The sequence below is a fragment of the Pseudomonas sp. LBUM1653 genome (assembly GCF_059716115.1).
This window is the reverse complement of sequence record NZ_CP166803.1, coordinates 4,128,539-4,153,612: the sequence shown is the minus strand read 5'-3', so window position 1 is coordinate 4,153,612 and position 25,074 is coordinate 4,128,539. Positions and strand designations below refer to the sequence as shown.

Here is a 25,074-nt window from a genome sequence, read left to right as displayed (position 1 = left end):
GATGAGCGATCTCAATCCCTCGTTGTACGAGACACTCCTGCAGAATTTCGACGGCGAACTGGATCTGCACCAGGTCGCCGAAGAGGATCAGTGCACGCTGTCGGTGCTGGACAACCTGCGGCGCATCCTCAACAGCCGGGCCGGCGCGCTCGACCATCTGCCCGATTATGGCCTGCCGGACATGGGCCAGATTCTGCAGGGCCTGCCCGGATCGGCGCATGGACTGATGAGCGCCATGGCTGACACCTTGGCCAAGTACGAGCCGCGCGTGGCCACGATTGGCATCGAGCTGTTGCCCCAGACCCGACCGGGTCATCTGGAGTACAGCCTCGAGGTGCAACTCAAAGGGGGTCGACGAGTGACCTTCGGCACCACACTGACGCCAGGGGGCAATGTCCTGGTGCGTCACTTGAAGCGGCAGCACTATCTGTCGATGTCGGGAATTGTTTAACACAAGGAATGCGCGATGACAGCGTTGTTTGAGATGCGAATCAGGCTCGGCGGCGATCCGAGAGCCTTCAGTGAGTTCAAGGCGCTGCGTGAAGAGTTGACCAGACTGAGTCATCCGGCCTGCCCGGATGTGGATTGGGCCAAGGTGGAGCAGTTGTGCCTGGCGTTGTTCCAGCGCAACGGGGCGGAGTTGCAAACGGCCGCTGCTTTCGCACTGGCCCGTAGTCACCTCCACGGCCTGGAGGGCATGGCTCAGGGGATCGCGCTGATCGAGGCACTGGTCTGCGAATGGACAACCCTGTGGCCGGCGATGGAGCCGGCGCGCATGGAAATCCTGGCCTGGCTGTTCGCGTGCCTGCAGCCCCTGTTGCGCAGCCTGGCGCTGCAACCCTGGAGTCTGCCTGCGATCGCCCAGCTGGGCGCTGGGCTGGAACGCCTGGACGCACGACTGGATCGACAGGCGCAGAATCCGCCGGGCTCATTGCAAGCCCTGCGTCAGCAAGTCGACAGCCTGCTGCAAAGACTGGCGCAGTCCCACGCGCAGACCCACTCGTTGTTCGACCCGGTGGCGTTGTCGACGAGACTGCCGCAACCGCCCCAAGTAATGCCGGTGGTGCTCCTGCCGACGCCGCCGATGCCTGTAGTGCTGGCTCGCGATCAACAGAAAAAGGCGCATCGGCTTGGCCCTTGGCTGTTCGCCGCCGCCGCGACGATCACCTTGGCCACGGGTGCCTTCTGGACGGCTTGGCTGGCGAGCCCGGAAAAGGATGGCGTGAATCGCCTCACCAGTGTCTTCCAGGCGCCACCAATGGCGCCCGAGCCCGTACGTCTGGACAGCCTGTCCCTGTTCGCCCCCGGCAGCGCCGAACTCAAGCCCGGCTCGACCAAGGTCTTGATCAGCGCCCTGGTCGACATCAAGGCCCAACCTGACTGGTTGATCGTCATCGCCGGGCACAGCGATGCCAAGGGCAATGCCGAGCAAAATTTGCAGCTGTCCCACGCTCGCGCTTCGGCCGTGCGGGGCTGGATGCAACGGATGGGGGATATCCCCGACAGTTGCTTCGCGGTTCAGGGCTTTGCCGACAGCCAGCCAATCGCCAGCAACGACAACGAGGCCGGGCGTGCGGCCAACCGTCGTGTCGATATCCAGTTGGTGCCTCAAGTGGGAGCCTGCGGGAAACCGAGCGAGCAGGTGCCGTCATAGCAACCATTCATTTGCTCGATATCCATCATTAAAGAATGCAAGTTCAGTTTTTCTGCCAAGGGAGGAAGATAGCGCCATACCAATCTCGCCATTGAAGGATTAAGCGCGATGAGAATCTCGACCCTGCTGGCTTTTGTCACCCTGTTCAGCGCTGGCGTGGCTGCCACCGCACCGGCCATTGCTGCTGATGCGGCCTGCCGTTTCCTGCCTATTGCCGACAGCGCCGTCCCTTTGCAACACACGCAAAGGGTGGCGGTGCTCTACAGCGAAAACACCCTCAACACCCAGCAATACCTTGAGAGCTACCACGCCGTGGCGGTGAAGGGTGCGCAGAACCCCGGATTGGATTCACGGATCAGCCAGGCGTTCGTCGACAGCTCCGATCCGCAGCGGGCGATTGGCTGGTTGATGGGGTCGTTGCAGAAACAATTCGCAGCGGTGACCGTTTACGACAGTCTCGATGCGGCGGTTCAGGCTCATCCGGACGTGGTGGTGATGCTCGACAGCTACAGTCGCCTGGTGTCGAAACGCAACAATCAGGTCGAGGCGCGGTTTGTGGCCAAATTCTACGATTCGAACCTGCAATACATCGGCCAGGCTGAAGGTTCGCGTGCCCAGCAGATGCCCTCGGTGTGGGTGCATGGCAAAGCCGCGCCGCAGATTGCCGCGCAGATCAATCAGCAGACCGAGTTGCAAGTGAACGCGTTGAAACAGTTCGATGCGTCGTTGAAGACACTGGTGACGGCCAGCCATGTGGATCATGTCGCGAGCAACTGAACAACTACCAGCCTTTAACGCCGCTCATATCCGGTAGCCTGTGCGCAATGCCCTTGTGGCAGTCGATGCAGGTGGCCTCGCCCTTGGCCAGTGACGTTGAATGCATGGCCGCCGCCCGTTTGCCCTGGCGGGTAAAGTCCATGAACTCGAAGTTGTGGCAGTTGCGGCATTCGCGCGAGTCGTTGGCCTTGAGCCTGGCCCATTCATGTTCCGCGAGTTCACGGCGCAGGTTGAGGAATTTGTCGCGGGTGTCGATGGTGCCGAAAAGCTTGCCCCAGACTTCCTTCGATGCCTGCATCTTGCGCGCGATCTTGTGGGTCCATTCATGGGGCACGTGGCAGTCCGGGCAGCTCGCGCGCACACCCGAGCGGTTGGTGTAGTGGATGGTGTCCTGCAGTTCGACAAACACGTTGTCGCGCATCTCGTGGCAGGAAACGCAGAACTTCTCGGTGTTCGTCAGCTCCAGGGCGGTGTTGAAACCACCCCAGAAAATGATCCCGGCGATAAAACCTCCCAGCGTCAGAAACCCCAGACTGAAATAAACACTCGGCCGACACAGGATGCCCCAGTAGTCTTTAAGCAGGGCGAACAGTGCTTTCATGGCGCCTCCTCAAGGTTTCTGCGCGGCGTTGGCGTCGTCTTGCAGGATTTTGTCGATGGTCTCGAAGCTGTTGCCCACCAGCGGCAGCACATCTTTTTGCGGCACATGGCACTGGTTGCAGAAGTAGCGACGCGGTGAGACAGCCGCCAGCGCCTGGCCGTCGCGGTCCATGTAGTGGGTGATGCTGATCATCGTCGCCTGGCTGCGGGGACTGTTGGCCCGGCTGTGGCAGGACAGGCACTTATTGCCGTTCTTGTCGATCTGATAGCCGCGAATGCTGTGGGGAATGGTCGGCGGCTGGTCAGGGTAGTTGCGCTCGCGTTTGAGGTCCTTGTTTTCGTCGTCGGCTATCGGCGGCGCGGGCGCGTTTTGCGTCAGGGTACCGCCGGGCCGGCGTCCGTCCGGGCCCGGCGCATCCAGGGGGTAATCAAACTCGGCGGCGATCGCGGCACCCATCACGGCGCCCATCACGGCGAGCAGGAACAACGGCAGGATGCGAAAAGTCATGGCGGTTCTCCTCAAGCCACGCTGATCAACTCGATGCGGATGGCGCATTTCTTGTAGTCGGTCTGCTTGGAGATCGGGTCGGTGGCGTCGAGCGTGACCTTGTTGATCAGCTTGTTGGCATCGAAAAACGGCACGAACACCAGGCCGCGTGGCGGTTTGTTGCGCCCGCGGGTTTCGATGCGGGCACGGATTTCCCCGCGGCGGCTGATCAGCTTCACCTCACTGCCACGGCGTGCCTTCATGGCCCTGGCGTCCTCGGGGTGCATGTAGACCAGCGCGTCCGGCACGGCTTTGTACAGTTCATCGACCCGTTGGGTCATGGTGCCCGTATGCCAATGTTCAAGGACCCGGCCGGTGCTCAGCCAGAACGGGTATTCGGCGTCAGGGGCTTCGGCCGGTGGCTCGTAGGGCAGGGCGAAGATGATCGCCTTCTTGTCCGGGTAGCCGTAAAACTGCACTTCGCTGCCCGTTTCCACGTAGGGGTCGAACCCCTCGCGATAACGCCAGCGGGTTTCCTTGCCGTCAACCACCGGCCAGCGCAGGCCGCGTTCGCTGTGGTAACGATCGAAGGCCGCCAGGTCATGGCCATGTCCGCGACCAAACCGTGCGTACTCTTCGAACAAACCCTTTTGCAGGTAGAAACCAAAGGCCTTGGCTTCATCGTTCTTGTAGCCGGTCTCGATTTGCTCGACCGGAAACTCGTCGACCTGGCCGTTCTTGTACAACACCTCGAACAGGGTTTTGCCTTTGTACTCCGGTGCCTTGGCCAGTAACTCCGCGGGCCAGGTTTCATCCGTGGTGAAGCGCTTGGAAAACTCCACCAATTGCCATAAATCGGACTTGGCGTCCCCCGGTGCGCTGACCAACTGATGCCAGAACTGCGTGCGGCGCTCGGCGTTGCCGAAGGCGCCTTCCTTTTCTACCCACATCGCGCTGGGCAGGATCAGGTCGGCGGCCTGGGCGGAAACGGTGGGGTAGACATCCGAGACGATCACGAAGTTTTCCGGGTTGCGCCAGCCCGGCAAGACTTCCTGCATGATGTTGGGCCCGGCCTGCATGTTGTTGCTGGCCTGGGTCCAGTAGACGTTGAGCACACCGTCCTTGAGCATGCGGCTTTGTTGTACCGCATGAAAGCCGACTTTCTCCTGGATGGTGCCGGCGGGCAACTTCCAGATTTTTTCCGCGGTGGCGCGGTGCTTGGGGTTGGTCACCACCATGTCGGCGGGCAGGCGGTGGGAGAACGTCCCGACCTCACGAGCGGTGCCACAGGCCGACGGCTGGCCGGTCAACGAGAAAGGGCTGTTGCCCGGTTCGCTGATTTTGCCCGTGAGCAAATGGATGTTGTAGATCAGGTTGTTGGCCCACACCCCGCGGGTGTGCTGGTTGAAGCCCATGGTCCAGAACGACACGACCTTACACTTGGGATCGGCATAAAGTTCGGCCAGGGCCTTGAGGCGTTCAGGCGCCACCCCGGTTTCCTTGGCGGTGCGTTCCAGGGTGTAGGGTTTGACGAACGCGGCGAACTGCTCGAAGGACATGTCCGTCCAGGTATTGGCCTTGTCGGCATTCTTCGCCTGTTTTTCCAGCGGATCATCCGCACGCAAGCCGTAGCCGATATCGTCGGCGCCCTTGGCGAAGCGCGTGTGCTTGCTGATGAAATCCTGATTGACCGCGCCACTTTCAATGATGTGGTTGGCGATGTAGTTGAGAATCAACAGGTCGGTTTGCGGCTTGAACACCATGGGGATGTCGGCCAGTTCGAAGCTGCGGTGTTCGAAGGTCGACAACACTGCAACTTTCACGTGCGGATAGCTCAGGCGTCGGTCGGTGACCCGGCTCCACAGGATCGGATGCATCTCCGCCATGTTCGAGCCCCACAGCACAAAGGCGTCGGTGGCTTCGATGTCGTCGTAGCAACCCATCGGCTCATCCATGCCAAAGGTGCGCATGAATCCCATCACCGCCGAGGCCATGCAATGACGGGCATTGGGGTCGATGTTGTTGCTGCGAAAGCCGGCCTTCATCAGCTTGTTGGCGGCATAGCCTTCCCATACCGTCCATTGTCCCGAACCGAACATGCCGACCGATTCTGGACCCTTGTTTTTCAGCGCCTGCTTGAATTTTTCTTCCATGATGTCGAAGGCTTTGTCCCAACTGATCGGCTGGAACTCGCCCTGCTTATCGTACTGACCGTTTGTCATGCGCAGCAGTGGCTGAGTCAGACGGTCAACGCCGTACATGATCTTGGAAAGAAAATAGCCCTTCACGCAGTTCAACCCGCGATTTACTTCGGCCTTGACGTCGCCGTGGGTGGCGACCACCCGGTTGTCACGGGTCGCGACCATCACACTGCAACCGGTGCCGCAGAAACGGCAGGGCGCCTTGTTCCAGTCCAGGGTGACCATGTCCGCTTCGGTGACCAGGTTGCTGGCCGTGGTGAATATCGGCAGGCCGGCCGCGGAGGCTGCTATGGCGGCGGCCTGGGCCTTGACGAATGCTCGGCGCGACATGCTCATTCGATGTCTCCCGCGGAATCGAGAATTTCGTGATAGATCAGCGCAGCGTTGAGTACGCCCGGCAGATTGTTGATTTGATCGATGCGTTGCAGGATCTGGTTTTCGTGCACCGCCTCAAGGACTACCACCAGTTTCCCGGCGGCACTTTCCTGATGTAATTCCACACCGTCCAATAGACGCAGGTTGGCTTTGACGGCGTCGAACAGTTCAGGTCGGGCAAGTACCACAAGGCTGGCTATATGCAGGGCTTCGTCCATGGTTGACTCCAACAGGCTCTAATCGAGGGCTTTTAGTTGGGCGGCCCGGGAGGGCCGTAGAGCATCTGGAAAAACCAGATAATGAAGCCGTAGCCGCCGACAATCGCCACGGATAGCAACGGAAAAAGGCAAATGACGAGAAACAGAAACAGGCGCATTTCCTTGCGTCGCTGCGGTTTTTGCTCTTCAGTCAATGACATGGAGTGCTCTCCAGCCGAACTTGCACTCAGACTAGATCACGGTGTTTTGAAGGGTTTAGTTACCGCAGCTTTTATCGACCGGCGGTGGCATGAACGTATTGTCACGAGATAAACGGATATAACGCTTCGAGTCATTACAGCGTTGAGTTACAAAAAGCGAGAACGGGCCTTCTGGCACCGTTCGATACAGGAAGAAAAGCGGGGTGCGCATTATCGCGATCAGGTGTGCACCAACGCGATGGTGAACGAAACCACGATCATGCAGGCAAAGGCGAAATTTAGATTCATGTCGTTTCCATCCGAGACAGGGGTGATGGCGCTCATCTTGAACAGGTCGGGCGCAAATAAAAAATTCGGCTTGGTGATTTGAAAGATCGAAAGAATTGATAGCTGGCTCGGTTGCTGCCGTCGGACATTTTTCGATGAGGTGCCGGTGAAACAGGCGATGCCTTACAGCGCGACCCAGATCATTGCAGTCAACACGGCGGACAAACTGGGCGCGGTGGAACCGTTCGTGGTGGCGTCTTGCGAACGCCTGCACACGCTGATCACCGAGCGTCAAGTGGCGTTGGGTAATGTCGTGGATTACCGCCAGTTGGGAATCGAGGTGGTGCAAGCGGATTCTTGATTCACGGCTCACGACGATTGACGATTTGGTAAATGGCTGTCGCACGCGCCAGAACTTCGTGGGCTTCATTGGTAAGTTGACCCGAAGTGAAGCATAACTTGCTAGTTGCGTGATCAATGCGGCCCCATCCGATAATGCGTCCCGGCGAAGCAGGGCGGAAGAATTGGGTTTTTGCCTCGACCGTGATGGCGACTTGGTTAGCAGACAGGTTCGCGTATACCGCTGGCCCCATGCAGTCATCCAGCATGGCTGAAAGCATACCCCCCTGAATGTTTCCCATTGGATTGGTCAGCGAGGTGGGAGCATCAAATTCGACATAGGCCTTATTCTTGTGTTCATCGTGTCTGATGAATTTCCATCCCAGTAATGCGGCTGCATTTGGCAAGGGAAGATCACCTTTAACGACTTTCCAGAACAATGAGTCGAGGTTCATGGTTCGTTACCTTCATGGTGTGCGAGGGAGGCCTGGAAAGCTAGGCGTAATGGCCGGATAGCAATGCGAACGTGAATCCCGATAACGTTAGAAACACGACTAAAGAGCCGCTGCGAATCGGGGTTGGCGCATCCGTTTTTTGGTGTACATAAATGGCGACGGCTATGGGGGGCGTGACTGCAATCAGGCAGAACACTTGAAATATGATCAGTTGTGCAAACCCCGCATTGCGCGAAAAAAGCAGGTACAACAACACGAAGCCAGCGAAGGCCACAGCCAGCCAGGCCCACCCGGCCACCTTGATCAGTGCCATGATCAGCAACTGCATACGCGAGTCGACCTCATCCCACGTGCGAGCAATGGCGATGCCGTGATAGGGCAGGAAGTCAGAACGCTTCAAGTAAATGAATGAATACGCCACGATGATCAGAAAAGCCAGTGCATAACTAACGAGTGCGAGCCAGTAATACATGTCCATGTCTGCGATCCATTCGATATGGCAGGGCACTACGTGGCTGACACCGTCCTGGCCTGATTCACTGAGGGATATCTACACCCCACACTTCTTCTGAGAAGCTGTTCGGCAGTTAGTGAAATTAAACTAACTGTTGAATTTTTAGCTGTCTACTGTCAGAAGTAACAGGGTGGATATCTGGTGAATGTTCGGCCGCCATGTCCGGAGGGCGAGCTACTCAGCGCAGTCGCTCAAGCATCTGGTAGTACCACATGCCAGCGGCCAGCATCGGGTTGCCGAGCAGGTCGCCCATCGGCACGCGGATGTGGTGGCAGGCGGCGAAGGTATCAAACTTTTCAAGCTGCCCGGTGATCGCGCGGCCCATGATTTCGCCCATGATGTGGGTAGTGGCAATGCCGTGCCCGGAGTAGCCCTGACAGTACCAGACGTTGTCCGAGAGTTTGCCCAGTTGCGGGATGCGGTTGATCACGATGCCCATCGCGCAGCTCCACTGGTAATCGATGGCCACGCCTTTGAGTGCCGGGAACGTATGCTCGATGCACGGGCGCAATTCTGCGGCGATGTCGCGCGAATCCTTGCCGTTGTAGTTGGCGCCGCCACCGAACAGTAGACGTCCGTCGGCGGTCAGGCGGTAGTAGTCGAGCACGAAGCGGCAGTCGTAGACGGCGAGGTCTTCAGGGTTGATCTGTTTGGCCAGGTCCCCCAGTGGCGCGGTGGTAACGATGCCGCCCATTGCCGGGAAGATCTTGCCCTTGAGCTTGCCCGGTTCCAGTTTGTGGTAGACGTCACCGGCCAGCAGCACCTGTTCGGCATCGATGCGGCCGTGGGCGGTGCGAACGCCGGGGTTGTCACCGTGAATGATCTCCAGCACTTCGCTGTTTTCGAAGATCAGCGCCCCCAGACTTTCCGCCGCCCGCGCTTCGCCGATGCACAGGTTGAGTGGGTGCAGGTGCATGTTGCGGGTGTTCTTGATCGCACCGTGGTAAAGGTCGCTTTGCAGCAGGTCGCGTACCTGGCTGCGGTCGAGCAGGCTGACGTCGTCGCCCATGCCACGGCGCACCGCTTCGTCGTAGTCCTTGCGCAAACCGACCATGTGGCCCGGTTTGTACGCCGCATGCAGGTGACCGTGCTTGAGGTCGCAGGCGATGCCGTATTTCGCCACCCGTTGCTCGATGATCTGGTGCCCGCGCCAGCGCAGGTGCCAGATGAAATCGTCGACTTCATCACCGATAGTGCGGCGCATCTGTTTGCGCATCGCTTCGTCACCCGAGAGGCTTCCGGTGACTTGGCCGCCGTTGCGCCCGGTGGCGCCCCAGCCGATCTTGTGGCTTTCGACGATGGCGACTTTCAGGCCTTTCTCCGCCAGCTCGACCGCCGTGGCGACGCCGGTGAAACCGCCGCCGATGATTACTACGTCGACGCGGTGTTGGCCTTGCAGGGTTGGGTAGTCCGTTTCGTGGTTGAGGGTGGCGGTGTAGTAGGAATTGCAGCGTTGGGAAGTCATGTCAATGTCCAGGCAAAAAAGGGGAGTAGCGCGAACCGTTGTAGGAGCGAGGCTTGCCCGCGAAGGCGGTGTGTCAGCCAACATCAATGTTTAATGACACACCGCCTTCGCGGGCAAGCCTCGCTCCTACAGTGGGAATGCGTATGGTCGACCGGGTGGCTCACGCCTGAGTCAAATACCAGCGCCAGTCCTGCTCACCCACTTCCGTCATGAACTGCCGATACTCCGCACGCTTGACTGCCAGATACACCCCAAGAAATTCCTGCCCCAACGCATCCCGCGCCCACACCGAATTTTCCAGCGCCGTCAGTGACGTCAGCCAGTCGGTCGGCAGCAATTGCGTGGCCTGCGCGTAGCCGTTGCCTTGCACCGGTTCGCCCGGATCGAGGTTCTCGCTGATGCCGCGATGGATGCCGGCCAGGATCGCCGCCGCTGCCAGGTAGGGGTTGGCGTCGGCACCGCAGATGCGGTGTTCGATGTGGCGGCTGTTGGCCGGGCCACCGGGAACACGCAGGCTGACGGTGCGGTTGTCGACGCCCCAGGTCGGGGCCAGCGGCGCATAGCTGTTGGCCTGGAAACGCCGGTAGGAGTTGGCGTTGGGGCAGAACAGCAACAGCGAATCGAGCAGGGACGCCAGCATGCCGCCGATGGCCGTGCGCAGCAGCGGGGTGCCGGCCGGGTCTTCGGACGCGAACAGGTTGCGGCCTTCGGCATCGGCGATGCTGACGTGCATGTGCATGCCGGTGCCTGCCAGATGATCGAAGGGTTTGGCCATGAACGTCGCCTGCATCCCGTGCTTGTGGGCCACGGCTTTCACCAGTCGTTTGTAACGCACGGCCTGATCCATCGCTTGCAAGGCATCGCCGTGTTCCAGGGTGATTTCCACTTGCCCTGGGGCGTACTCGGAAATCGCCGTGCGCGCCGGAATGCCATGGAGTTTGCACGCGGCATAGAGGTCGGCGAGGAAGGGTTCGATCTGCTCCAGCTCACGCAGGCCATAGACCTGAGTGTGTCGCGGTCGACCGCCGTCAGCGTCCAGCGCCGGTTGCGGGCGACCGTGGTGGTCGCGCTTGGCGTCCAGCAAATAGAACTCCAGCTCGCACGCCATCACCGGGTGGTAACCCTCGGCTTGCAAACGCTCGATGACCTTGATCAGCAGGTGACGCGGGTCAGCGATGCTCGCCGGCATGCCTTCTTGCGGGTGCATGCTGACTTGCACCGCCGCCGTCGGAATCTGCCGCCACGGCAAACGCACCAGACTGCCTTCGAGCGGATAGGCGCGACAGTCGATGTCGCCCACATCCCAGACCAGCCCGGAGTTCTCGACGTCATCGCCTTGCAAGGTCAGGCCGAGAATGGTGCTGGGCAGCGGGCGACCGCTTTCATACACCGCCAGCAGTTCCTCACGGTGCAACAGCTTGCCGCGTGGTACGCCGTTGGCGTCGAGAATGAACAGCTCGATCATGTCGATATCGGGGTTGTTCGCCAAAAAGCATTGGGCGTCTTCAAGGGCTGCGAATTTCATTGTTGGTCACTCACGTTGGCGTCCCGCGGACGCACGGATTCAGGCCACGACACGACGACGGATAAAGATCCGCGGCGGGCTGGCAGCGATAGCAAAAAAGGAGGGTGCTCGACGCGTCGTGGACGCAATCAGGCGAGCAGGGTGCTATCCGGCGGGCGTGCGGAGTGACGCAGTTTGGAGCGGCGCAGGGCCATGGGCAGGTTGACGATGCGTTTCATGAGGCAATGCCGCCCACGGCCAGCTGTGAAGTGGCGAGTGTCGAGACGTACAGCCGATGCTGTTCTGACGGCGAATTGCGCATGACGCAGGGTTTCCAGAGGCGGAAATCGTCGGTGGCGAGTAGCACAAGCCATCCGGGGATGGCTGGATACTAGGGGTGAATGGGGCGCGTGTAAATGTTTGATTCAACGCATCAGGTGCACACCAAGGCCGATCAGCCCGCAGCCGACCAGCACTTCGATCACGCCGCGCTTGAAGCGGAACAAGGCAATCGCCGCCGCTATCGCGATCAGCAGCGAGGGCCAGTCGAGGGGATTGTCGAAGCCCTTGGGCCAGAGTACGTGGTAGCCGAAGAAGCACGCCAGATTGACAATCACCCCGACCACCGCCGCCGTAATCGCTGTCAGTGGCGCGGTGAATTTGAGTTCGTTGTGCGTCGATTCCACCAAGGGACCCCCGGCGAGAATGAACAGGAACGAAGGCAGGAAGGTGAACCAGGTCACCAGTGTTGCGGCAAGGGCCCCGGCGACAAAGGCCTGATCCGGACCGAACACCTGATGTACGTAGCCGCCAATGAAACCGACGAAGGCGACGACCATGATCAGTGGTCCTGGAGTGGTTTCGCCGAGGGCCAGGCCATCGATCATCTGCGTCGGCGTTAGCCACCCATAATGACCCACCGCGCCCTGATACACATACGGCAGCACCGCGTAGGCACCGCCGAAGGTCAGCAGCGCCGCTTTGGTGAAGAACCAACTCATTTGCGTCAGCGTGCCGTCCCAACCGAACAGGGCGGTGAGGGTGGCCATCGGCAGTGTCCACAACACCACGCCAATGAGGGCCAGGCGCAGCAATTTCCAGCTACTGAAACGGGCGTGTTCGGGTGTCGGTGTGTCGTCATCGATCAGCGCCGCGCCGAAGGATTTTTGCGCTGCGCCATGGCCACCGGTGCGGAACTTTTCGGGTGCCAGACGCCCGCCGAAGTAACCGATGATTGCCGCCCCCAACACGATCAAGGGAAAGGGTACGTTGAGCGCGAAGATGGCCACGAATGACGCGGCGGCGATGCCCCACATCCAGCGGTTTTTCAACGCCCGGGAGCCGATTCTATGCGCTGCCTGCAACACGATCGCGGTCACCGCAGGCTTGATTCCGTAGAACAGCCCGGCCACCACCGGCACCTCACCGAAGGCGATATACACCCACGACAAGGCAATCAGGATGAAAAGCGACGGCAGCACGAACAGCGCGCCGGCGATCACGCCGCCCCAGGTCCGGTGCATCAGCCAGCCGATGTAGGTCGCCAGTTGCTGGGCCTCGGGGCCGGGTAGCAACATGCAATAGTTGAGGGCGTGTAGAAAACGCCGCTCGGATATCCAGCGTCGGCGCTCGACCAGTTCCTGGTGCATGATCGAAATCTGCCCCGCCGGCCCGCCGAAGCTGATGAAGCCGAGCTTGAGCCAGAAGCGGAACGCTTCTCGCAGGCTGATGGCAGCGGGCTTTGCGGGTTCTGGTTGGCTGTTCGGCGAAGGCGTCAGGCTCAAGCGGATGTTCCTTGCGAAGGCGCTTTGAGCCAGTGACTTTAGCCATGATGCCACGCTTTGGAAAGTTGCTAATACGGTACAGTCTTCCAGCGTTCAGCTGCGAATCGGTCGCTGTCACGGGCATCGACCCAGCGCGCGACAGAGGCCACGTCTTCGCGTTTCCAGAACGGTGTGTCAGTTGGCGATGACCATGCCGCGGTCCACCGCCTTGCACATGTCGTAGAGGGTCAGCGCGGCGACACTGACGGCGGTCAGCGCTTCCAGTTCTACGCCGGTCTGGTTGAGACGATGTTTGATCGCCCATTGCACGGTCAGGGCCGTAGGCGCGAACAGGCTGACCAGCGTGCCGAGTCTGGCCCTGACGGCTTTGTGGATCAGTTCCAGTCTGCAACGACTGGTGACCACGGTGAAGCCGCGACGGCTATCAATGCCGGCGTTCAAATCGGTGCAAACTTGCGGGACGCGGGGATGAGCAGCAAACTCCCTGTAGGAGCGCAATACTGTTCACTTAAACATGGGGTTGTATGTAAGAACTGGATTGGGGGTATATCCGTTGCTGCGGTAACGGCCGCTTAGGGTTTCGCCCTTACGGCGAGTCCCTTTTTCAAACGCCAAAAAGGAACCAAAAGGCTTTGCCCCACCACTCGGTGCCTCGCTGTGGCTCGGCATGCCGTAACGAAGGCATTGCTCCGTGGGTCGCCGCGATGGGCCATCCCTGGCCCAGCGCGGCTAAACCGGCGTCCTGCCGGTTTACCCACTGCGCAATGCCTGCGTTCGGCCATCGTAGTTTAACGGGGCCCCCAAAATCTAAAGCCAAAGCGAGGCGGCCTGACAGCCGACCTGATTTTTGCAGATACCCCCAATCCCCTGTGGGAGCGAGCTTGCTCGCGATGGTCGTCAACGATAACGCGCCCTGTCTGGATGAACGCGTTGTCTGGAAGTCCATCGCGAGCAAGCTCGCTCCCACAGTTGGATCGCGGACAGACCTGCAATCAGGTCGGCTTTAAGGCCGCCTCGCGTTTGCTTTGGCTTTTGATTTTCTTGCCACATCGAGAGGCTTCGTTCCGGTTCTGCGCAGTGGGTAAACCGGCATGGATGCCGGTTTAGCCGCGCTGGGCCAAGGATGGCCCATCGCGGCGGGCCCACGGAGCAGGACCGGAGCGAGGGCATGCCGAGCCACAGCGAGGCACCGAACGCCAGGGGCAAGAGCCCTTGGTTACTTGGGGCTCTTCCAAGTGACTCGCCGTAAGGGCGAAACCCTAGGTCGCCGTTACCGCAGCAACGGATATACACCCAATCCAAATATGCACCTGCAGCCCCCCAACCTAAAGTGAACAGCATTACCTGAGCAAGCCCGCTCCCCCAGGTTTTAGGGGTTACCTCGGGTCAATCAATTCAGCACGAAATACACCGGTTCCAGTTGTGGTGGCAGTTCCGTCACACCCAACGCCGCCAGGACATCGCGCTCGATGTTGCGCACGATGGCGTCGGTGGGCAGGTCGTTTTCATCACGACCGAACGGGTCTTCCAGTTCGTCGGCAATCGCATCCAGGCCGAAAAAGGTGTAGCTGACAATCGCGGTGAAGATCGGTGTCAGCCAGCCCAATGGTTCGGCCATGGCGAACGGCAACAGGATGCAGAACAGGTAGATGGTCCGGTGCAACAACAGGGTGTAGGGGAACGGCAACGGCGTATTTTTGATCCGTTCACAGATCGCTTGCGCGCGGGTCAGGTTGGTCAGATGGTTGGCCATGATCGTGTAGCGCCATTCGCTGATCACGCCTGACTCATTGAGCGCCGAGCACTGTTGACCGACTTGCAGCAGAATCTGCCCGCTCACATCGCTCGTGTTGCCCTGGGGCATCGGTTCGAGCCAGTCGCCACTCGCGGCCAGTTCGTTTTCCTTGCGCAGGCGTGCGTTGAGCGCATGGGCGAAGCCACACAAGTTGCTGAGGATTGTGTGTCGTCCAGGCGCATCCTTGATGATCTGGGTTTCGCGAATCATCGAGCGGATTTCCACGATGATCTCGCCCCACGCCTTGCGCGCCTCATACCAGCGGTCATAGCAAGCGTTGTTGCGAAAACTCATGAAGATCGACAACGACAAACCGAGCAGGGTGAACGGCGTTGCGCTGACCTTGGAAAAGTAGCTTGGATGCAATGTTTCGATCAGCACGATGGCAGAGGCGAGCAGTGTCACTAACAGACTGCGCAAGGCAATCCGTTTGGCGATCGAGCCCTTGAGCGAAGTCAGCACGCCGATCAGGTTGGGTTTGGGTCTGACGATCATGGTGTTCAGCCACCTGTCATGTTCATGAAGCGAATGACCTGGACCTCGTCGTTCACTTCGAAATTGTGCCGATAAGGCTTGAGCTTCATCGCCTCGATGATGACTTTCTCCAGACGCTCTGGCTGTCCGGGGTGGCTGCGCAACACGGCCTTGAGATCGACGGAGTGCTCGTTGCCCAGGCACAGCAGCAGACGACCCTCGACGGTCAGCCGTACCCGATTGCAGGTGCCGCAGAAGTTGTGGCTGTGGGGCGAAATGAACCCCAGGCGAATCTGCGGCGCCTCGGCCAGGCGCCAGTAGCGCGAAGGGCCCTGGGTCGACTCGGCAGAATCAATCAAAGTGTAGCGTTCGGCAATCCGTTCACGAACCTGGGCGCTGGAATAAAACGACTCTGCACGGCTGTGTTCATCGATGGTGCCCAAGGGCATTTCTTCGATGAAGGAAATGTCGAGGTTGCGGTCGATGGCGAAGCTCACCAGGTCGTTGATCTCGTGATCGTTGCGACCCTTCATCACCACACAGTTGAGCTTGGTGTTGCGAAATCCGGCATTGTTGGCGGCGTCGATGCCCTTGATCACCTGCGCCAGATCGCCGGTGCGGGTCAGCTCGCGAAAGCGTTTCGGGTCCAGGCAGTCGAGGCTGATGTTGAGGCGCTTGACCCCGGCCTCGAACAGGGGATCGGCAAGCCTGGCCAACTGCGACCCGTTGGTGGTCATGCACAGTTCGCGCAGGCCGGGCAGGGCGGCGATCTTCTCGCACAGTTGCACCACGCCTGGGCGGATCAGCGGCTCGCCCCCTGTCAGGCGGATCTTGCGCGTACCTAGTGCGACGAAGCTTTGCGCCACTTGATAGATCTCTTCCAGCGTCAACACCCGTTGGCGCGGCAGGAACTGCATGTCCTCGGGCATGCAATACACGCAACGGAAATCGCAGCGATCGGTGACTGACATCCGCAGATAGTCCACGCGCCGGGAGAACCCATCGATCAAGACTCGTTCCGACATGACATCCTCGCTTGGCACGCATTGAATGAATTGTGGGAGCGAGCCGGCTCCGGGCGGCGTTCCGACGATGGTCGCTAACGATAACGCGTGGTTACTGGTTTAACGCGGCGCTCTTGAGTTCATCGTCGGAACGCCGCCCGGAGCCGGCTCGCTCCCACAGTTGTTGAGCGCAGGCTAAGAGCAACTTGCGAGGGCGTCCAATCACTATCAATAACCGGTTGATCGACAGGCTCTATGATGAAAATGTAGTTGCGTTGGGTGTAGTGGCGGGCGCGTTGCGGATGTTGATGCATGCGGCCGGGATGAGCGCTCACTGAGCTCCTACGAAAAGCAATTAACCCGGAACCTATGAAAGGGTTCCGGGTTTTTCTGTTTCACTGCGCCCCGAACATCACCGTCCAGTAAATCCCCGCATCGCTCTTCGGATCAACCGCATACGCCGCGCCCAGATCGCGGAACTGCGGGTTCATCAGGTTGGCGCAATGGCCGGGGCTGGTCAGCCAGCCGTCGACCACCTTGCGCACGCTGTCCTGCCCGGCGGCGATGTTTTCGCCGATCTGCTGGAAGTCGTAGCCCGCCAGTTCCGCGCGGTCGCCTGGGGTACGGCCGTCGCGGTCCTTGTGATCGAAGTAGTTGTTGTTGGCCATGTTGCGCGCCTGGGTTTCGGCGGCGCTCGCCAGGGTGGTGTTCCAGGTCAGTGGCGTAGTGGCGTTAAAGGCTTGCGCGCCGCATTGGCGGGGTTGGCTGCGCGCGACGTTGAGTTCGGCCAGCAGTTTTTGCCCTTCGGCCTGCCAATCGCCCAGGCGTGCGCTCAACAATGGCCGGGCCAGGACGATGCGCCACTCGCGGTCCTGGCGGCTGACGCCGACGTCGACGAATTGCGGGTCGAGCACGATCTGGCAAAAACTTTCCTGGATCGCCTTCATGGCCGAGGGTGCATCACGCGGCCCGGACAGGCTGATCGCCTGCACGTTCTTCATCGGATACCCGGCAGTGGCCATGGCCTGCTGCAGGTTGCCGACGCTGGCGGCGGACAGCACCAGCCGCGGGTCGGCCGACAGCGGCGGCAGTTCCGATGACACTTGGCCGGCGCAACGCTGCAACTGCCCGCGGTAGAGGTTGATCGATTCGATCAGTTGCGACTCTTCGCTGGCAAGCGCGGTGGCGGCAAATAGAAGTCCCAGTGAAAACCCGGCAAGGCGCAGAGTGGATGATAGGAAATGCATGGAAATCCTCCTTGAGCTGACTGCGCCCATGATGCGCGAAATGCCCCCCTTGAGCGCAATGCCTTTTTCCGGGATGTCGCACCCTAGGTGCAATCATTTCGATACTACACTGAAGCGATACTGCCTACAGAGTAGTGCCCAACCATGCGCCACGACTGGATAGCCACCTGCCTCGCCCTGACCCTGCTCGCCGTCCCGGCATTCGCCACCGACCAGGAGCAAAAACAGAAAGTCGCTGAAGACAAGGCCGAGGTGCTGGAGCATAAGGCCGCAGAAAACAGCAGTCCCGCGTCGACGCCCAAGTCTGAAGCCATCACCCAGCCCGAGGTCCAGGCCGTGGACCCGGTGGGCAAAGCGCCGCTGGATGACGCCATCACCTGTCTCGCCCGTTCGATCTACTGGGAAGCCAAAGGCAAGAACGCGGCCGACATGGAAGCGGTGGCCAATGTGGTCATGAACCGCCTCGGCCACGAGGGTTTTCCCGATACCGTGTGCGGTGTGGTCAAGCAGGGCTCGGAAACCAGGAGCTGCCAGTTCTCCTGGTGGTGCGACGGCCGTTCCGATTCGGTACAGGAAGAAGTGCCTTATGCGATGGCAAAGGAAATAGCGCGCAAGGCACTGAACAAACAATTGCCGGATCGCACCAAAGGCGCGCTGTATTTCCATGACCGCACGGTGAAGCCGGATTGGGCCAGGGAGTACACTAATACGGCCAACATCGGGTTGTTCAGGTTCTACAAGCCCCATGGTGGAGATGCGAAGTGATCGCGGGCGCTATCGCTCCATTCTGGTGCTTTGCTCGCACCTTTGAATAAAGAACTCATTGCGCCAGCTATAAGTTGGGCCTTTTAAATCAATCGGATAACCCTGCACTCTTCACCGTGGGCAAACGTGGCACGCACATTGCTCCACCCCTCAAGCACCTTTTCTGTGCGACTGATCCGGGACGACCCGGAGGCCTCGCGGCTCTGCGATATCTGGACGACCAGGTGACATTTTGACTAATCATCAGGAGGTTACTTATGGCGCCCACGCCTCGAATTACCCCTCACTCAGCGTTTAAAACCCTGCCGCTTGTAGATATTCGCGGACTGTTCTCAGACAGGCAGGCCGATCGCGTCGAAACCGCCGCGGCATTGGGGCGAGCGGCCTCGCAAGCGGGATTTCTGTATGTGACCGGACACGGTATCGACCCGCAGATCATCAGTCGCCTCAAGCAACGGACGGAGGAGTATTTCGCCCAGCCGCTCGAACAGAAGATGCAGGATTACATCGGGCTTTCGAGCAACCACAGCGGCTATGTACCGGAGGGCGAAGAGCAGTTCGTCGAGGGCAGCATCGATCACAAGGAGGCCTTCGATGTCGGTTTCGATTACCTGTTGCCGCAGGGGACGCGACCGATGCTGGGGGCCAATCGCTGGCCGGCGTTGCCGGGATTCAAGCAGGACATCAAGGCTTATTATGATGCGGTATTCAGCCTCAATCTCACGCTTTTTCGAGGCTTCGCACTGGCATTGGGGCTAGCGGAAAACGCCTTCACTCAATGGGTCAGCAACCCGCCCAGCCAACTGCGGTTGATCCACTATCCATTCTCGCCGGATGCGCCGGTGGATCGTCCCGGTATCGGTGCACACACCGACTATGAGTGCTTCACCATCCTGTTGCCGACCGCGCCAGGACTCGAAGTGTTGAACGGTGCAGGGCAGTGGATCGATGTGCCGTTGGTGGAGGGCGCGTTTGTCATCAATATCGGCGACATGATGGAGGTGCTGAGCAACGGCACCTACGTGGCCACGGCGCATCGGGTGCGTAAAGTCGCCCAGGAGCGTTACTCGTTCCCGATGTTTTGCGCTTGTGATTACGACACGGTCATCGAGCCCATTGCGCAACTGGTCGATCCGCAAACGCCCAGCCGCTACGTTCCGGTTGCCTGTGGCGAGCATTTGTATGCGCAAACCCTGCAAACCTTTCGCTACCTCAAGCAGCGCCTGGCCAACGGTGAGTTGCAGTTGCCGAAAGGGGCAAAGGGCTTGTCCTCATTCGGCCGTACCGCCCGCGCCATGGAGATTTGATATGCACATCACTGACCTTGTCGCGCTCTACCCGCAACGACCGGCGCAAGGCGTTCCGGACTGGATGCTGGGCTTCTACAAACGCCGGGCGATCAGCTTTGCCGACGGCCTGACTGACACGCAGACCCATGTGTGCTGGTTTCAAAGTCGCAACTTCACTATCGATTTGCGCCTGCCGCTGGAAGAACACCAGGTGACAGCCAAACCGTTGCTGGAGTACAGCGCTGAACAATTGCAGCAACTGGCCAACTACGAAGGCTGGGAAGCCCTCTGTTCATGGGAAGGCGAGGTTCTCAGTTGGCACACTGACACGTCCTTCCAGTTGCACAATCGCTGGCCTGAGCCGGGGCTGCTCAAGCGCATCGGCAACTGCATGATCGAGTTCGCGCCCAGCGGGGCCTATGTCGAAGACTGGCGTCTGCAATCTTCGGCGCCGGGAGCATTGATTGGTCTGCGCCTGATGGAGGAAAAGGAACTGGAGAGCGGTGTCGTGCGTCATCGAGGCGGCGGTTTGATCGTTTGTGGTGAACATGCCGCGCTGGTGCTGGGGCGTTCACATCCGCTTGAGAGCGGTGCGCCCCTGCGAGAGTTGGTCGCCCGGCACGGCGAAGATCCGCAATGGCTGAGCCGTGCGTTCAACTTTGAAACCTCGGTGGCTCGGGGCTCGCTCGACGAAGGCTACAACGTGACGCTCTCGACCTGTCCCGCGCGAGTGGGCCAGCCCCTGATCTCACTGGACGGTTTCGAACTTCAGGCTGACGGCGTTCAGGTCATCCAGAGGTTGCTGATTGATGGCAAGGCCTGCGAACGGGTGTTCATCATCGACACGCTGGAACCGCAAGTCAGCTACTCGCCGTGCACCGGATTCACCAGCAGCGCCGCGCGATGGTATGAGCGCGAATCACCGACATTGCGCCGCTATACCCAGCCGCTCGTTTGAACTCATTGCGTCCCCTATTCATAACCCGTGAGGTTTACATGAAGGCATTCTCGTGCGTGTTTTACCGTTTTGCAGCCGTGTTGCTGGCCCTGACCATTCTCGCTTCCGGTGCCTCTGCCGCCGAGAAAAAGCAGACGTTCAAGGTGGCCTGGTCGATCTATTCCGGCTGGATGCCATGGGGCTACGCCAGTGAACACGGGATCATCGACAAATGGGCCGAAAAGTACGGCATCAAGATCGAACTGGTTCAGCTCAATGACTATATCGAGTCGATTAACCAGTACGCCGCCGGTGCATTCGATGCCTGCGGCATGACCAACATGGATGCCTTGACCATTCCGAGCGCCAACGGCGTGGACACCACCGGGCTGATCCTCGGCGACTACTCCAACGGCAACGACGCGATTGTCCTCAAACACGGCAAGACCTTTGCCGACATCAAGGGCCAGCAGGTCAATCTGGTGGAACTGTCGGTCTCCGACTACCTGATGTCCCGGGCCCTGGACATCCACGGCCTTAGCCAGCGCGACATCAAGATCATGAACACCTCCGACGCTGATGCGGTGGCCTCTTTCACCACACCTGGCGTGACAGCGGCGGCGCTGTGGAACCCGCAGTTGAGCATGGTGATGAAGCAATCGCCGACGGCGGTCCAGGTCTTCACGTCCAGGGAAATTCCCGGCGAGATCATCGACATGATGGCGGTGAACACAGCGACACTGACGGCCAACCCGGAACTGGGCAAGGCGTTGGTGGGCGCGTGGTTCGAGACCTTGCAATTGATGTCCGGCGACAATGGGCCAGCCATCGCCGCACGCACTTCGATGGCCGAACGTTCGGGCACCGATTTGAAGGGGTACGAGGATCAACTCACGCAAACCATGCTGTTCTACACGCCGACCACGGCCTACGAATTCGCCAGTTCCGAGGCTATCCGCAATACCATGGACAAGGTCCGCACCTTCTCTTTCGCCAAGGGATTGCTCGGCCAGGCCGCCACCAGCGCTGATGCGGTGGGCATGCAGTTCGCCGATGGCTCGACCCTCGGCGACAAGAACAACATCAAGCTGCGCTTCGATACCCGGTTCGTGAACATGGCGATGACCAACCAGCTGTGATCCCTCGTGGCCATGGGCGTGGGTTTGAGCGCCCATGGCTTGCCGTTAAAACTTCGCATAATTCAACGCATCGACAATCGCCGAGCCGCCGATACCGGTCAGGGACAGCAGCAGTGAACGGATCAACGGATCTTCGGAATAGCGCGAGAACGAACCGGTGTTGAGCGTTGACGCCCGTTCGCGGATCATCTTGAATTTGGCATAGCCGGGCGACGATTCCGGTGTTTCCAGCAAATAGGCGTCGAGTCGTTGCAAGGCCACCGTGCGGGCCTTTTCCGCGGCTCGCCGCAGGGTCAGCGCGGAGCTGAGCAGCAGCAACGCGGTCAGCAGGTAGGAAATCATCAGCCCTGGCGGCGTCGGCCAGTTGTCGAACAGGCTGCTGCGCGAGGCCAGCAGGATCAACAGCACCGCAGTCGGCGCGTAGATCAGCCGGTTGACCGCCGACGTACGCTTGGCGATCAGCTGCAGATCCACCCACTCATCGATGCAGGGATGCTTGAGCATGCCGAAGATTTTCTTGTGCTCGGCCTGCAAAGTCCCCGGCCAGATCGCATGGTGCTCGCTCAGATGACGGATGAAGCGGGTCAGCAACAGGTTGGCGTCCATGACCCAGAACACCAGCAACTGGAAAATCAGGGTTGGAATCAGCCAGGTTATCATCCACCACGCCGATGCGCCGCGCACGGGCATGCCTTCCATGGGCCAGATCACGAACAGCACGCTGGTGACCACGACGTAGGCCCAAGTGGCGAGTATCGCCCGCAACAGGCGGGCACCGAATGAGCCGCAGATGCAGTGCTCACCCCAGAAGCGCGCAACGACGATCATCTTGCGTCCGTCCGTGCAGCGGGCCTGGGCGGCCGCGCAGGACTTCGACCAGTCTTCGCTGGCGCTCATCAGCGGGAAGAAAATCAGCAGCAGCCAATGGCCCAGTTCATTGCACCAGCGGCGCAAGCTCCAGCCTTTGCCGCGGCGGACCAAACGTCGCACCTGGCCCCACAGGGTCGTCTGGTATTTGCGCATGTGCAGGCGCAAATGAAAGGCGCTTTCGATTTCAGCGCGGTTGATGCGCAGTTTGCGCCAGCCCCAGGTCAACGCCGAGAGCGAGATCAGCACGGCCAGCAGGCGCAGGGCCACGGTCGGCCAGGCACTGATGCCTTCGAGCAGGAACATCGGTTCGCCGAGGCCGTTGTCGGTCAAGGTGCTGCGCATCTGGTACGCCAGCATCAACGCGAGGATGAACGCCACCAGCGGGACCACGATGTACCACGCCCAGGCATCGTGTGAGCCCGGGGTCAAACTCGCCGTCGCGTCCTGGGCCAGTGCCAGTCGCCGCGTGGAGCGGCGGACCAGGTTCGAAGACAGGATGCCCAGCAGCACCAGTACGAAGGTGAACCACAGGAACTCCGCATGCCAATAGCGCGTGGCAATGAAGGCGCAGGCCGCCGCAACCATGAACAGCGTAATGGGTACGCCGCGCACCCATGCCAGTCGCGTGTCGTGTTCATCCTGGGGACCCTCGATGCGCCACCAGAGGATGAACGCGGCGATGGTCAGCAGGGTGAGCGTCAAAGGTCCCGCCCAAAAGAACGATTGGCTTTGTTTGAAACGCTCGCGCAGTGACCTGGAGGGCTCAGGGTAGGGCGGTGGCGAGGGATCTTGCAGGCAGCGAAGCGCCATAAGATCGTGAGGCGCAATGCCGCGATCCGACTGGGATTGGGTGGGTGCCTGGCAACTGATCGGGCGCGAGGCGCCCAGTCGCGTGGCCAGGGGAATGAAACCACTGATGCCCACTTCATAGATGCCCGGCGAGAGCAGCTCCGATTTGGAATAGTCGAATTTCGCACGCTTGGCATCGAATGATTGTGGGGCCAACGCGGCCAGTACCGAGATGAACACTGCACTTTGCAGGCTGTCGCGAAACGGCGGCACGTCCTGTTGCAGGGCGCGGGTCAGCGTCAGGCCATAGGGCGCGGCGAGGATTAGGTTGCGCGTGGTTTGCGCCTGGCCCCGTTGCAGCATGCGTGCGTCAAGATCGGTGGAGAAGTACAGTTTGTACGGCATCCGGTTCTTGAGTGCCTGCAGTACCAACAGCTTGTCGTAGGCATCGACACCGAGGATGCCGATGGCGCCGATGCCGCTTTCGCCATCGCGTCGATAGGCCGCGTCTTCGCTGGCGATGTGGTCGGCCAGGCGTCGCAGGTAATCGAGCTGGGAATTGCCATCGGATTTTTCCAGTGGGCTGAGGTCGATTGCGGATGCGCCACGGGCGCTTTTGCTGGCATCGAAACTGGCGGTTTTATCGGTGCTCGCCGATTCTTCCGGCAGCCGTCCGTCGAGACCGCGCAAGTAACTGAAGCGCAAAATCCACTGGTCGACAGCGCCCCTATGGTTTTCACCGTCACCGAGTCGGGCGTCCTTGGCCACCTGCAACTTGAAGCTTTCGATCAGGGCACGGCTGTAGAAGCTGTCCCACTCGGAAATCAACGCGATGCGGTTGCCGCTGCGGCGAAGATTGCCGGTGCAGGGTGAGCCGATCCGGCGCAGTTTGCCCTCACCACAGCGTACGCCAGCGGCCGGGTCCACGCGGCGCAACTTCAACTCATCGAGCATGAGTTGGGTCATGGTGCCGTCGTCGCTGACGGTGCGCAGCAACTTCATGGGTTGCCGGTTTTGCAGCGGCGGTGAAAGCTTCTGGTAGCCGCGATCCAGCGTCTCGTTATCGGCTGTAGCCAGCGGCGAGTAGATTTCGATGTTCGCCGAAGCCTTGCCAATGTCCTGGTCCTGGAACATGTCGCGCAGCACGGTCGAGGTCGAAGGGCCGATGACCTTCAGCACGGCATTGGCCGCAGGCTCGGCGCAGGGTGCTGGCGCGCAGGCCATGGCGACTTTTTTGTTGAGGCTGGCGCGTAGCGTCTCGAGCTGTTGCAGCGGAGTCGAGCCGAGCGCGTCCTGTTTCAGCCAGAACACGATCGTGCGGTCGGGCGCCGGTGGCTTGCCTTCAAGCGCCAGCGGTGGATCGAAGGGATTGGATACGAACACTTCGTAGGGCGCATCGACAAAAGCGGTTTTTTGCGGCGCATCGAGTGACAGGTTGGCGGCCAGTTTCAGGCAGTGGATGTACTGCTCCTGATCCGGCACCCGATGGGAATTCTTGAACCCGGCCAGCAAGGCATAGCGAATGCGACGACGCCGTTCGACTTCATCGGCGTAGGGACCGCCCTCGACCAGCGCGACCATGATGTCAGGCGCCGATTGTCCTGCACTCAGGGGAGAGAGGTCGGGGCTGCAAACGTTCTCGGCGTCCGGGTTCTTGCTCTCGACAAGCTTCTTGCGATAACGCTCCACGGCGTCGAAAGGGTCCTGCCACAGCCGGGCCTCGATAGGCAGTTGCGCCTGGAACTGGGCACCGATGGGGCGCGGTTCAAGGAACGGCTCGCGGGTGAGGGCGAACATCGATACCACCAGACTCAGGATGACTGCACTGCCTGGCAACCAGAAGGCCAGATTTGTGCCCGAATCCTTGCTGTCCATGGCCTGCGCCTCTTCTTTGCGGCCAACTGTGTACTGTTATTTATAGACCC

General features: G+C 60.1%; 23 protein-coding genes and 1 pseudogene. 9 read left to right on the top strand and 15 right to left on the bottom strand.

Going from position 1 to position 25,074, the window contains the following annotated elements:
* Position 1: 1 nt before the first annotated feature.
* The 3 genes from tssE (at position 2) to ACA054_RS18480 (ending at position 2,431) form a co-directional block, all read left to right on the top strand.
* A complete protein-coding gene (gene tssE, locus ACA054_RS18490; protein WP_497685542.1) occupies positions 2-451 on the top strand; it encodes a type VI secretion system baseplate subunit TssE in 450 nt (149 codons plus the stop codon).
* A gap of 15 nt (positions 452-466) precedes the next feature.
* A complete protein-coding gene (locus ACA054_RS18485) occupies positions 467-1,654 on the top strand; it encodes an OmpA family protein (RefSeq protein ID WP_497685541.1) in 1,188 nt (395 codons plus the stop codon).
* Positions 1,655-1,762: 108 nt separating this feature from the next.
* The gene (locus ACA054_RS18480; RefSeq protein ID WP_497685540.1) at positions 1,763-2,431 is read left to right on the top strand and encodes an ATPase; all 669 of its coding nucleotides are present in this window, start codon (positions 1,763-1,765) and stop codon (positions 2,429-2,431) included.
* A gap of 4 nt (positions 2,432-2,435) precedes the next feature.
* Here ACA054_RS18480 and ACA054_RS18475 read toward each other — a convergent pair whose 3' ends face one another.
* The 5 genes from ACA054_RS18475 to napE are packed head-to-tail and all read right to left on the bottom strand — an operon-like array spanning position 2,436 to position 6,512.
* Positions 2,436-3,032 carry a cytochrome c3 family protein gene (locus ACA054_RS18475; protein WP_497685539.1) on the bottom strand — a complete coding sequence of 199 codons (597 nt, stop codon included), beginning with the start codon at positions 3,030-3,032 and terminating at the stop codon, positions 2,436-2,438.
* 9 nt (positions 3,033-3,041) lie between these two features.
* Positions 3,042-3,539, bottom strand: a complete 498-nt coding sequence (locus ACA054_RS18470) for a nitrate reductase cytochrome c-type subunit (protein ID WP_497685538.1) — start codon at positions 3,537-3,539, stop codon at positions 3,042-3,044.
* Between the two features lie 11 nt (positions 3,540-3,550).
* On the bottom strand, positions 3,551-6,055 hold the full coding sequence (gene napA / locus ACA054_RS18465; protein ID WP_497685537.1) for a nitrate reductase catalytic subunit NapA: 2,505 nt from the start codon (positions 6,053-6,055) through the stop codon (positions 3,551-3,553).
* Positions 6,052-6,312, bottom strand: coding sequence for a chaperone NapD (locus ACA054_RS18460; RefSeq protein ID WP_497685536.1), 261 nt, complete (start codon positions 6,310-6,312; stop codon positions 6,052-6,054). The genes napA and ACA054_RS18460 overlap by 4 nt, the downstream gene beginning before the upstream one ends.
* 32 nt (positions 6,313-6,344) lie before the next feature.
* Positions 6,345-6,512, bottom strand: coding sequence for a periplasmic nitrate reductase, NapE protein (gene napE, locus ACA054_RS18455; RefSeq protein WP_497685535.1), 168 nt, complete (start codon positions 6,510-6,512; stop codon positions 6,345-6,347).
* Between the two features lie 418 nt (positions 6,513-6,930).
* Between napE and ACA054_RS18450 the strand changes: the two are divergent.
* Positions 6,931-7,140: pseudogene (locus tag ACA054_RS18450) on the top strand (DeoR/GlpR family DNA-binding transcription regulator); the annotation flags it as partial.
* Between the two features lies 1 nt (position 7,141).
* Here the strand turns inward: ACA054_RS18450 and ACA054_RS18445 are convergent.
* The 8 genes from ACA054_RS18445 to moaA form a co-directional block, all read right to left on the bottom strand.
* A complete protein-coding gene (locus ACA054_RS18445) occupies positions 7,142-7,573 on the bottom strand; it encodes a PaaI family thioesterase (RefSeq protein ID WP_497685534.1) in 432 nt (143 codons plus the stop codon).
* A gap of 40 nt (positions 7,574-7,613) precedes the next feature.
* On the bottom strand, positions 7,614-8,051 hold the full coding sequence (locus tag ACA054_RS18440) for a hypothetical protein (protein ID WP_497685533.1): 438 nt from the start codon (positions 8,049-8,051) through the stop codon (positions 7,614-7,616).
* Between the two features lie 214 nt (positions 8,052-8,265).
* On the bottom strand, positions 8,266-9,552 hold the full coding sequence (locus ACA054_RS18435; protein ID WP_497685532.1) for an NAD(P)/FAD-dependent oxidoreductase: 1,287 nt from the start codon (positions 9,550-9,552) through the stop codon (positions 8,266-8,268).
* A 160-nt stretch (positions 9,553-9,712) separates the two neighbouring features.
* The gene (locus ACA054_RS18430) at positions 9,713-11,077 is read right to left on the bottom strand and encodes a glutamine synthetase family protein (protein WP_497685531.1); all 1,365 of its coding nucleotides are present in this window, start codon (positions 11,075-11,077) and stop codon (positions 9,713-9,715) included.
* Positions 11,078-11,481: 404 nt separating this feature from the next.
* Positions 11,482-12,840, bottom strand: coding sequence for a chromate efflux transporter (gene chrA, locus ACA054_RS18425; RefSeq protein WP_497685530.1), 1,359 nt, complete (start codon positions 12,838-12,840; stop codon positions 11,482-11,484).
* Positions 12,841-13,014: 174 nt separating this feature from the next.
* A complete protein-coding gene (locus ACA054_RS18420) occupies positions 13,015-13,281 on the bottom strand; it encodes a cyclic pyranopterin monophosphate synthase MoaC (RefSeq protein ID WP_497685529.1) in 267 nt (88 codons plus the stop codon).
* A 949-nt stretch (positions 13,282-14,230) separates the two neighbouring features.
* The gene (locus ACA054_RS18415; RefSeq protein ID WP_497685528.1) at positions 14,231-15,130 is read right to left on the bottom strand and encodes a bestrophin family protein; all 900 of its coding nucleotides are present in this window, start codon (positions 15,128-15,130) and stop codon (positions 14,231-14,233) included.
* A gap of 5 nt (positions 15,131-15,135) precedes the next feature.
* Positions 15,136-16,134 carry a GTP 3',8-cyclase MoaA gene (moaA, locus tag ACA054_RS18410; RefSeq protein ID WP_497685527.1) on the bottom strand — a complete coding sequence of 333 codons (999 nt, stop codon included), beginning with the start codon at positions 16,132-16,134 and terminating at the stop codon, positions 15,136-15,138.
* A 185-nt stretch (positions 16,135-16,319) separates the two neighbouring features.
* Between moaA and ACA054_RS18405 the strand changes: the two genes are divergently transcribed.
* Positions 16,320-16,451 carry a DUF2474 family protein gene (locus ACA054_RS18405; RefSeq protein ID WP_497685526.1) on the top strand — a complete coding sequence of 44 codons (132 nt, stop codon included), beginning with the start codon at positions 16,320-16,322 and terminating at the stop codon, positions 16,449-16,451.
* 57 nt (positions 16,452-16,508) lie between these two features.
* On the opposite strand, the gene ACA054_RS18400 is transcribed toward ACA054_RS18405, so the two are convergent.
* Positions 16,509-17,360, bottom strand: a complete 852-nt coding sequence (locus tag ACA054_RS18400) for a CAP domain-containing protein (RefSeq protein ID WP_497685525.1) — start codon at positions 17,358-17,360, stop codon at positions 16,509-16,511.
* Positions 17,361-17,504: 144 nt separating this feature from the next.
* Here ACA054_RS18400 and ACA054_RS18395 point away from each other — a divergent pair, with 144 nt between their 5' ends.
* The 4 genes from ACA054_RS18395 to ACA054_RS18380 all read left to right on the top strand — a co-directional run bounded on the left by ACA054_RS18395 (position 17,505) and on the right by ACA054_RS18380 (position 21,490).
* On the top strand, positions 17,505-18,125 hold the full coding sequence (locus tag ACA054_RS18395; RefSeq protein ID WP_497685524.1) for a cell wall hydrolase: 621 nt from the start codon (positions 17,505-17,507) through the stop codon (positions 18,123-18,125).
* Positions 18,126-18,382: 257 nt separating this feature from the next.
* Positions 18,383-19,432, top strand: coding sequence for an isopenicillin N synthase family dioxygenase (locus tag ACA054_RS18390; RefSeq protein ID WP_497685523.1), 1,050 nt, complete (start codon positions 18,383-18,385; stop codon positions 19,430-19,432).
* A gap of 1 nt (position 19,433) precedes the next feature.
* The gene (locus tag ACA054_RS18385) at positions 19,434-20,372 is read left to right on the top strand and encodes a hypothetical protein (protein ID WP_497685522.1); all 939 of its coding nucleotides are present in this window, start codon (positions 19,434-19,436) and stop codon (positions 20,370-20,372) included.
* 38 nt (positions 20,373-20,410) lie between these two features.
* A complete protein-coding gene (locus ACA054_RS18380; RefSeq protein WP_497685521.1) occupies positions 20,411-21,490 on the top strand; it encodes a putative urea ABC transporter substrate-binding protein in 1,080 nt (359 codons plus the stop codon).
* A gap of 45 nt (positions 21,491-21,535) precedes the next feature.
* Here ACA054_RS18380 and ACA054_RS18375 read toward each other — a convergent pair whose 3' ends face one another.
* Complete coding sequence (locus tag ACA054_RS18375) at positions 21,536-25,024, bottom strand: hypothetical protein (protein ID WP_497685520.1); 3,489 nt, start codon at positions 25,022-25,024, stop codon at positions 21,536-21,538.
* Positions 25,025-25,074 lie beyond the last annotated feature (50 nt).

Coding starts and splice junctions, on each gene's coding strand:
- ACA054_RS18430 (WP_497685531.1), bottom strand. CDS start 11,077: ATGAAATTCGCAGCCCTTGAAGACGCCCAATGCTTTTTGGCGAACAAC.
- ACA054_RS18385 (WP_497685522.1), top strand. CDS start 19,434: ATGCACATCACTGACCTTGTCGCGCTCTACCCGCAACGACCGGCGCAA.
- ACA054_RS18440 (WP_497685533.1), bottom strand. CDS start 8,051: ATGGACATGTATTACTGGCTCGCACTCGTTAGTTATGCACTGGCTTTT.
- ACA054_RS18400 (WP_497685525.1), bottom strand. CDS start 17,360: ATGCATTTCCTATCATCCACTCTGCGCCTTGCCGGGTTTTCACTGGGA.
- ACA054_RS18475 (WP_497685539.1), bottom strand. CDS start 3,032: ATGAAAGCACTGTTCGCCCTGCTTAAAGACTACTGGGGCATCCTGTGT.
- ACA054_RS18375 (WP_497685520.1), bottom strand. CDS start 25,024: ATGGACAGCAAGGATTCGGGCACAAATCTGGCCTTCTGGTTGCCAGGC.
- napA (WP_497685537.1), bottom strand. CDS start 6,055: ATGAGCATGTCGCGCCGAGCATTCGTCAAGGCCCAGGCCGCCGCCATA.
- ACA054_RS18485 (WP_497685541.1), top strand. CDS start 467: ATGACAGCGTTGTTTGAGATGCGAATCAGGCTCGGCGGCGATCCGAGA.
- ACA054_RS18395 (WP_497685524.1), top strand. CDS start 17,505: ATGCGCCACGACTGGATAGCCACCTGCCTCGCCCTGACCCTGCTCGCC.
- ACA054_RS18435 (WP_497685532.1), bottom strand. CDS start 9,552: ATGACTTCCCAACGCTGCAATTCCTACTACACCGCCACCCTCAACCAC.
- moaA (WP_497685527.1), bottom strand. CDS start 16,134: ATGTCGGAACGAGTCTTGATCGATGGGTTCTCCCGGCGCGTGGACTAT.
- ACA054_RS18470 (WP_497685538.1), bottom strand. CDS start 3,539: ATGACTTTTCGCATCCTGCCGTTGTTCCTGCTCGCCGTGATGGGCGCC.
- ACA054_RS18445 (WP_497685534.1), bottom strand. CDS start 7,573: ATGAACCTCGACTCATTGTTCTGGAAAGTCGTTAAAGGTGATCTTCCC.
- ACA054_RS18390 (WP_497685523.1), top strand. CDS start 18,383: ATGGCGCCCACGCCTCGAATTACCCCTCACTCAGCGTTTAAAACCCTG.
- ACA054_RS18415 (WP_497685528.1), bottom strand. CDS start 15,130: ATGATCGTCAGACCCAAACCCAACCTGATCGGCGTGCTGACTTCGCTC.
- tssE (WP_497685542.1), top strand. CDS start 2: ATGAGCGATCTCAATCCCTCGTTGTACGAGACACTCCTGCAGAATTTC.
- napE (WP_497685535.1), bottom strand. CDS start 6,512: ATGTCATTGACTGAAGAGCAAAAACCGCAGCGACGCAAGGAAATGCGC.
- ACA054_RS18460 (WP_497685536.1), bottom strand. CDS start 6,312: ATGGACGAAGCCCTGCATATAGCCAGCCTTGTGGTACTTGCCCGACCT.
- ACA054_RS18380 (WP_497685521.1), top strand. CDS start 20,411: ATGAAGGCATTCTCGTGCGTGTTTTACCGTTTTGCAGCCGTGTTGCTG.
- ACA054_RS18480 (WP_497685540.1), top strand. CDS start 1,763: ATGAGAATCTCGACCCTGCTGGCTTTTGTCACCCTGTTCAGCGCTGGC.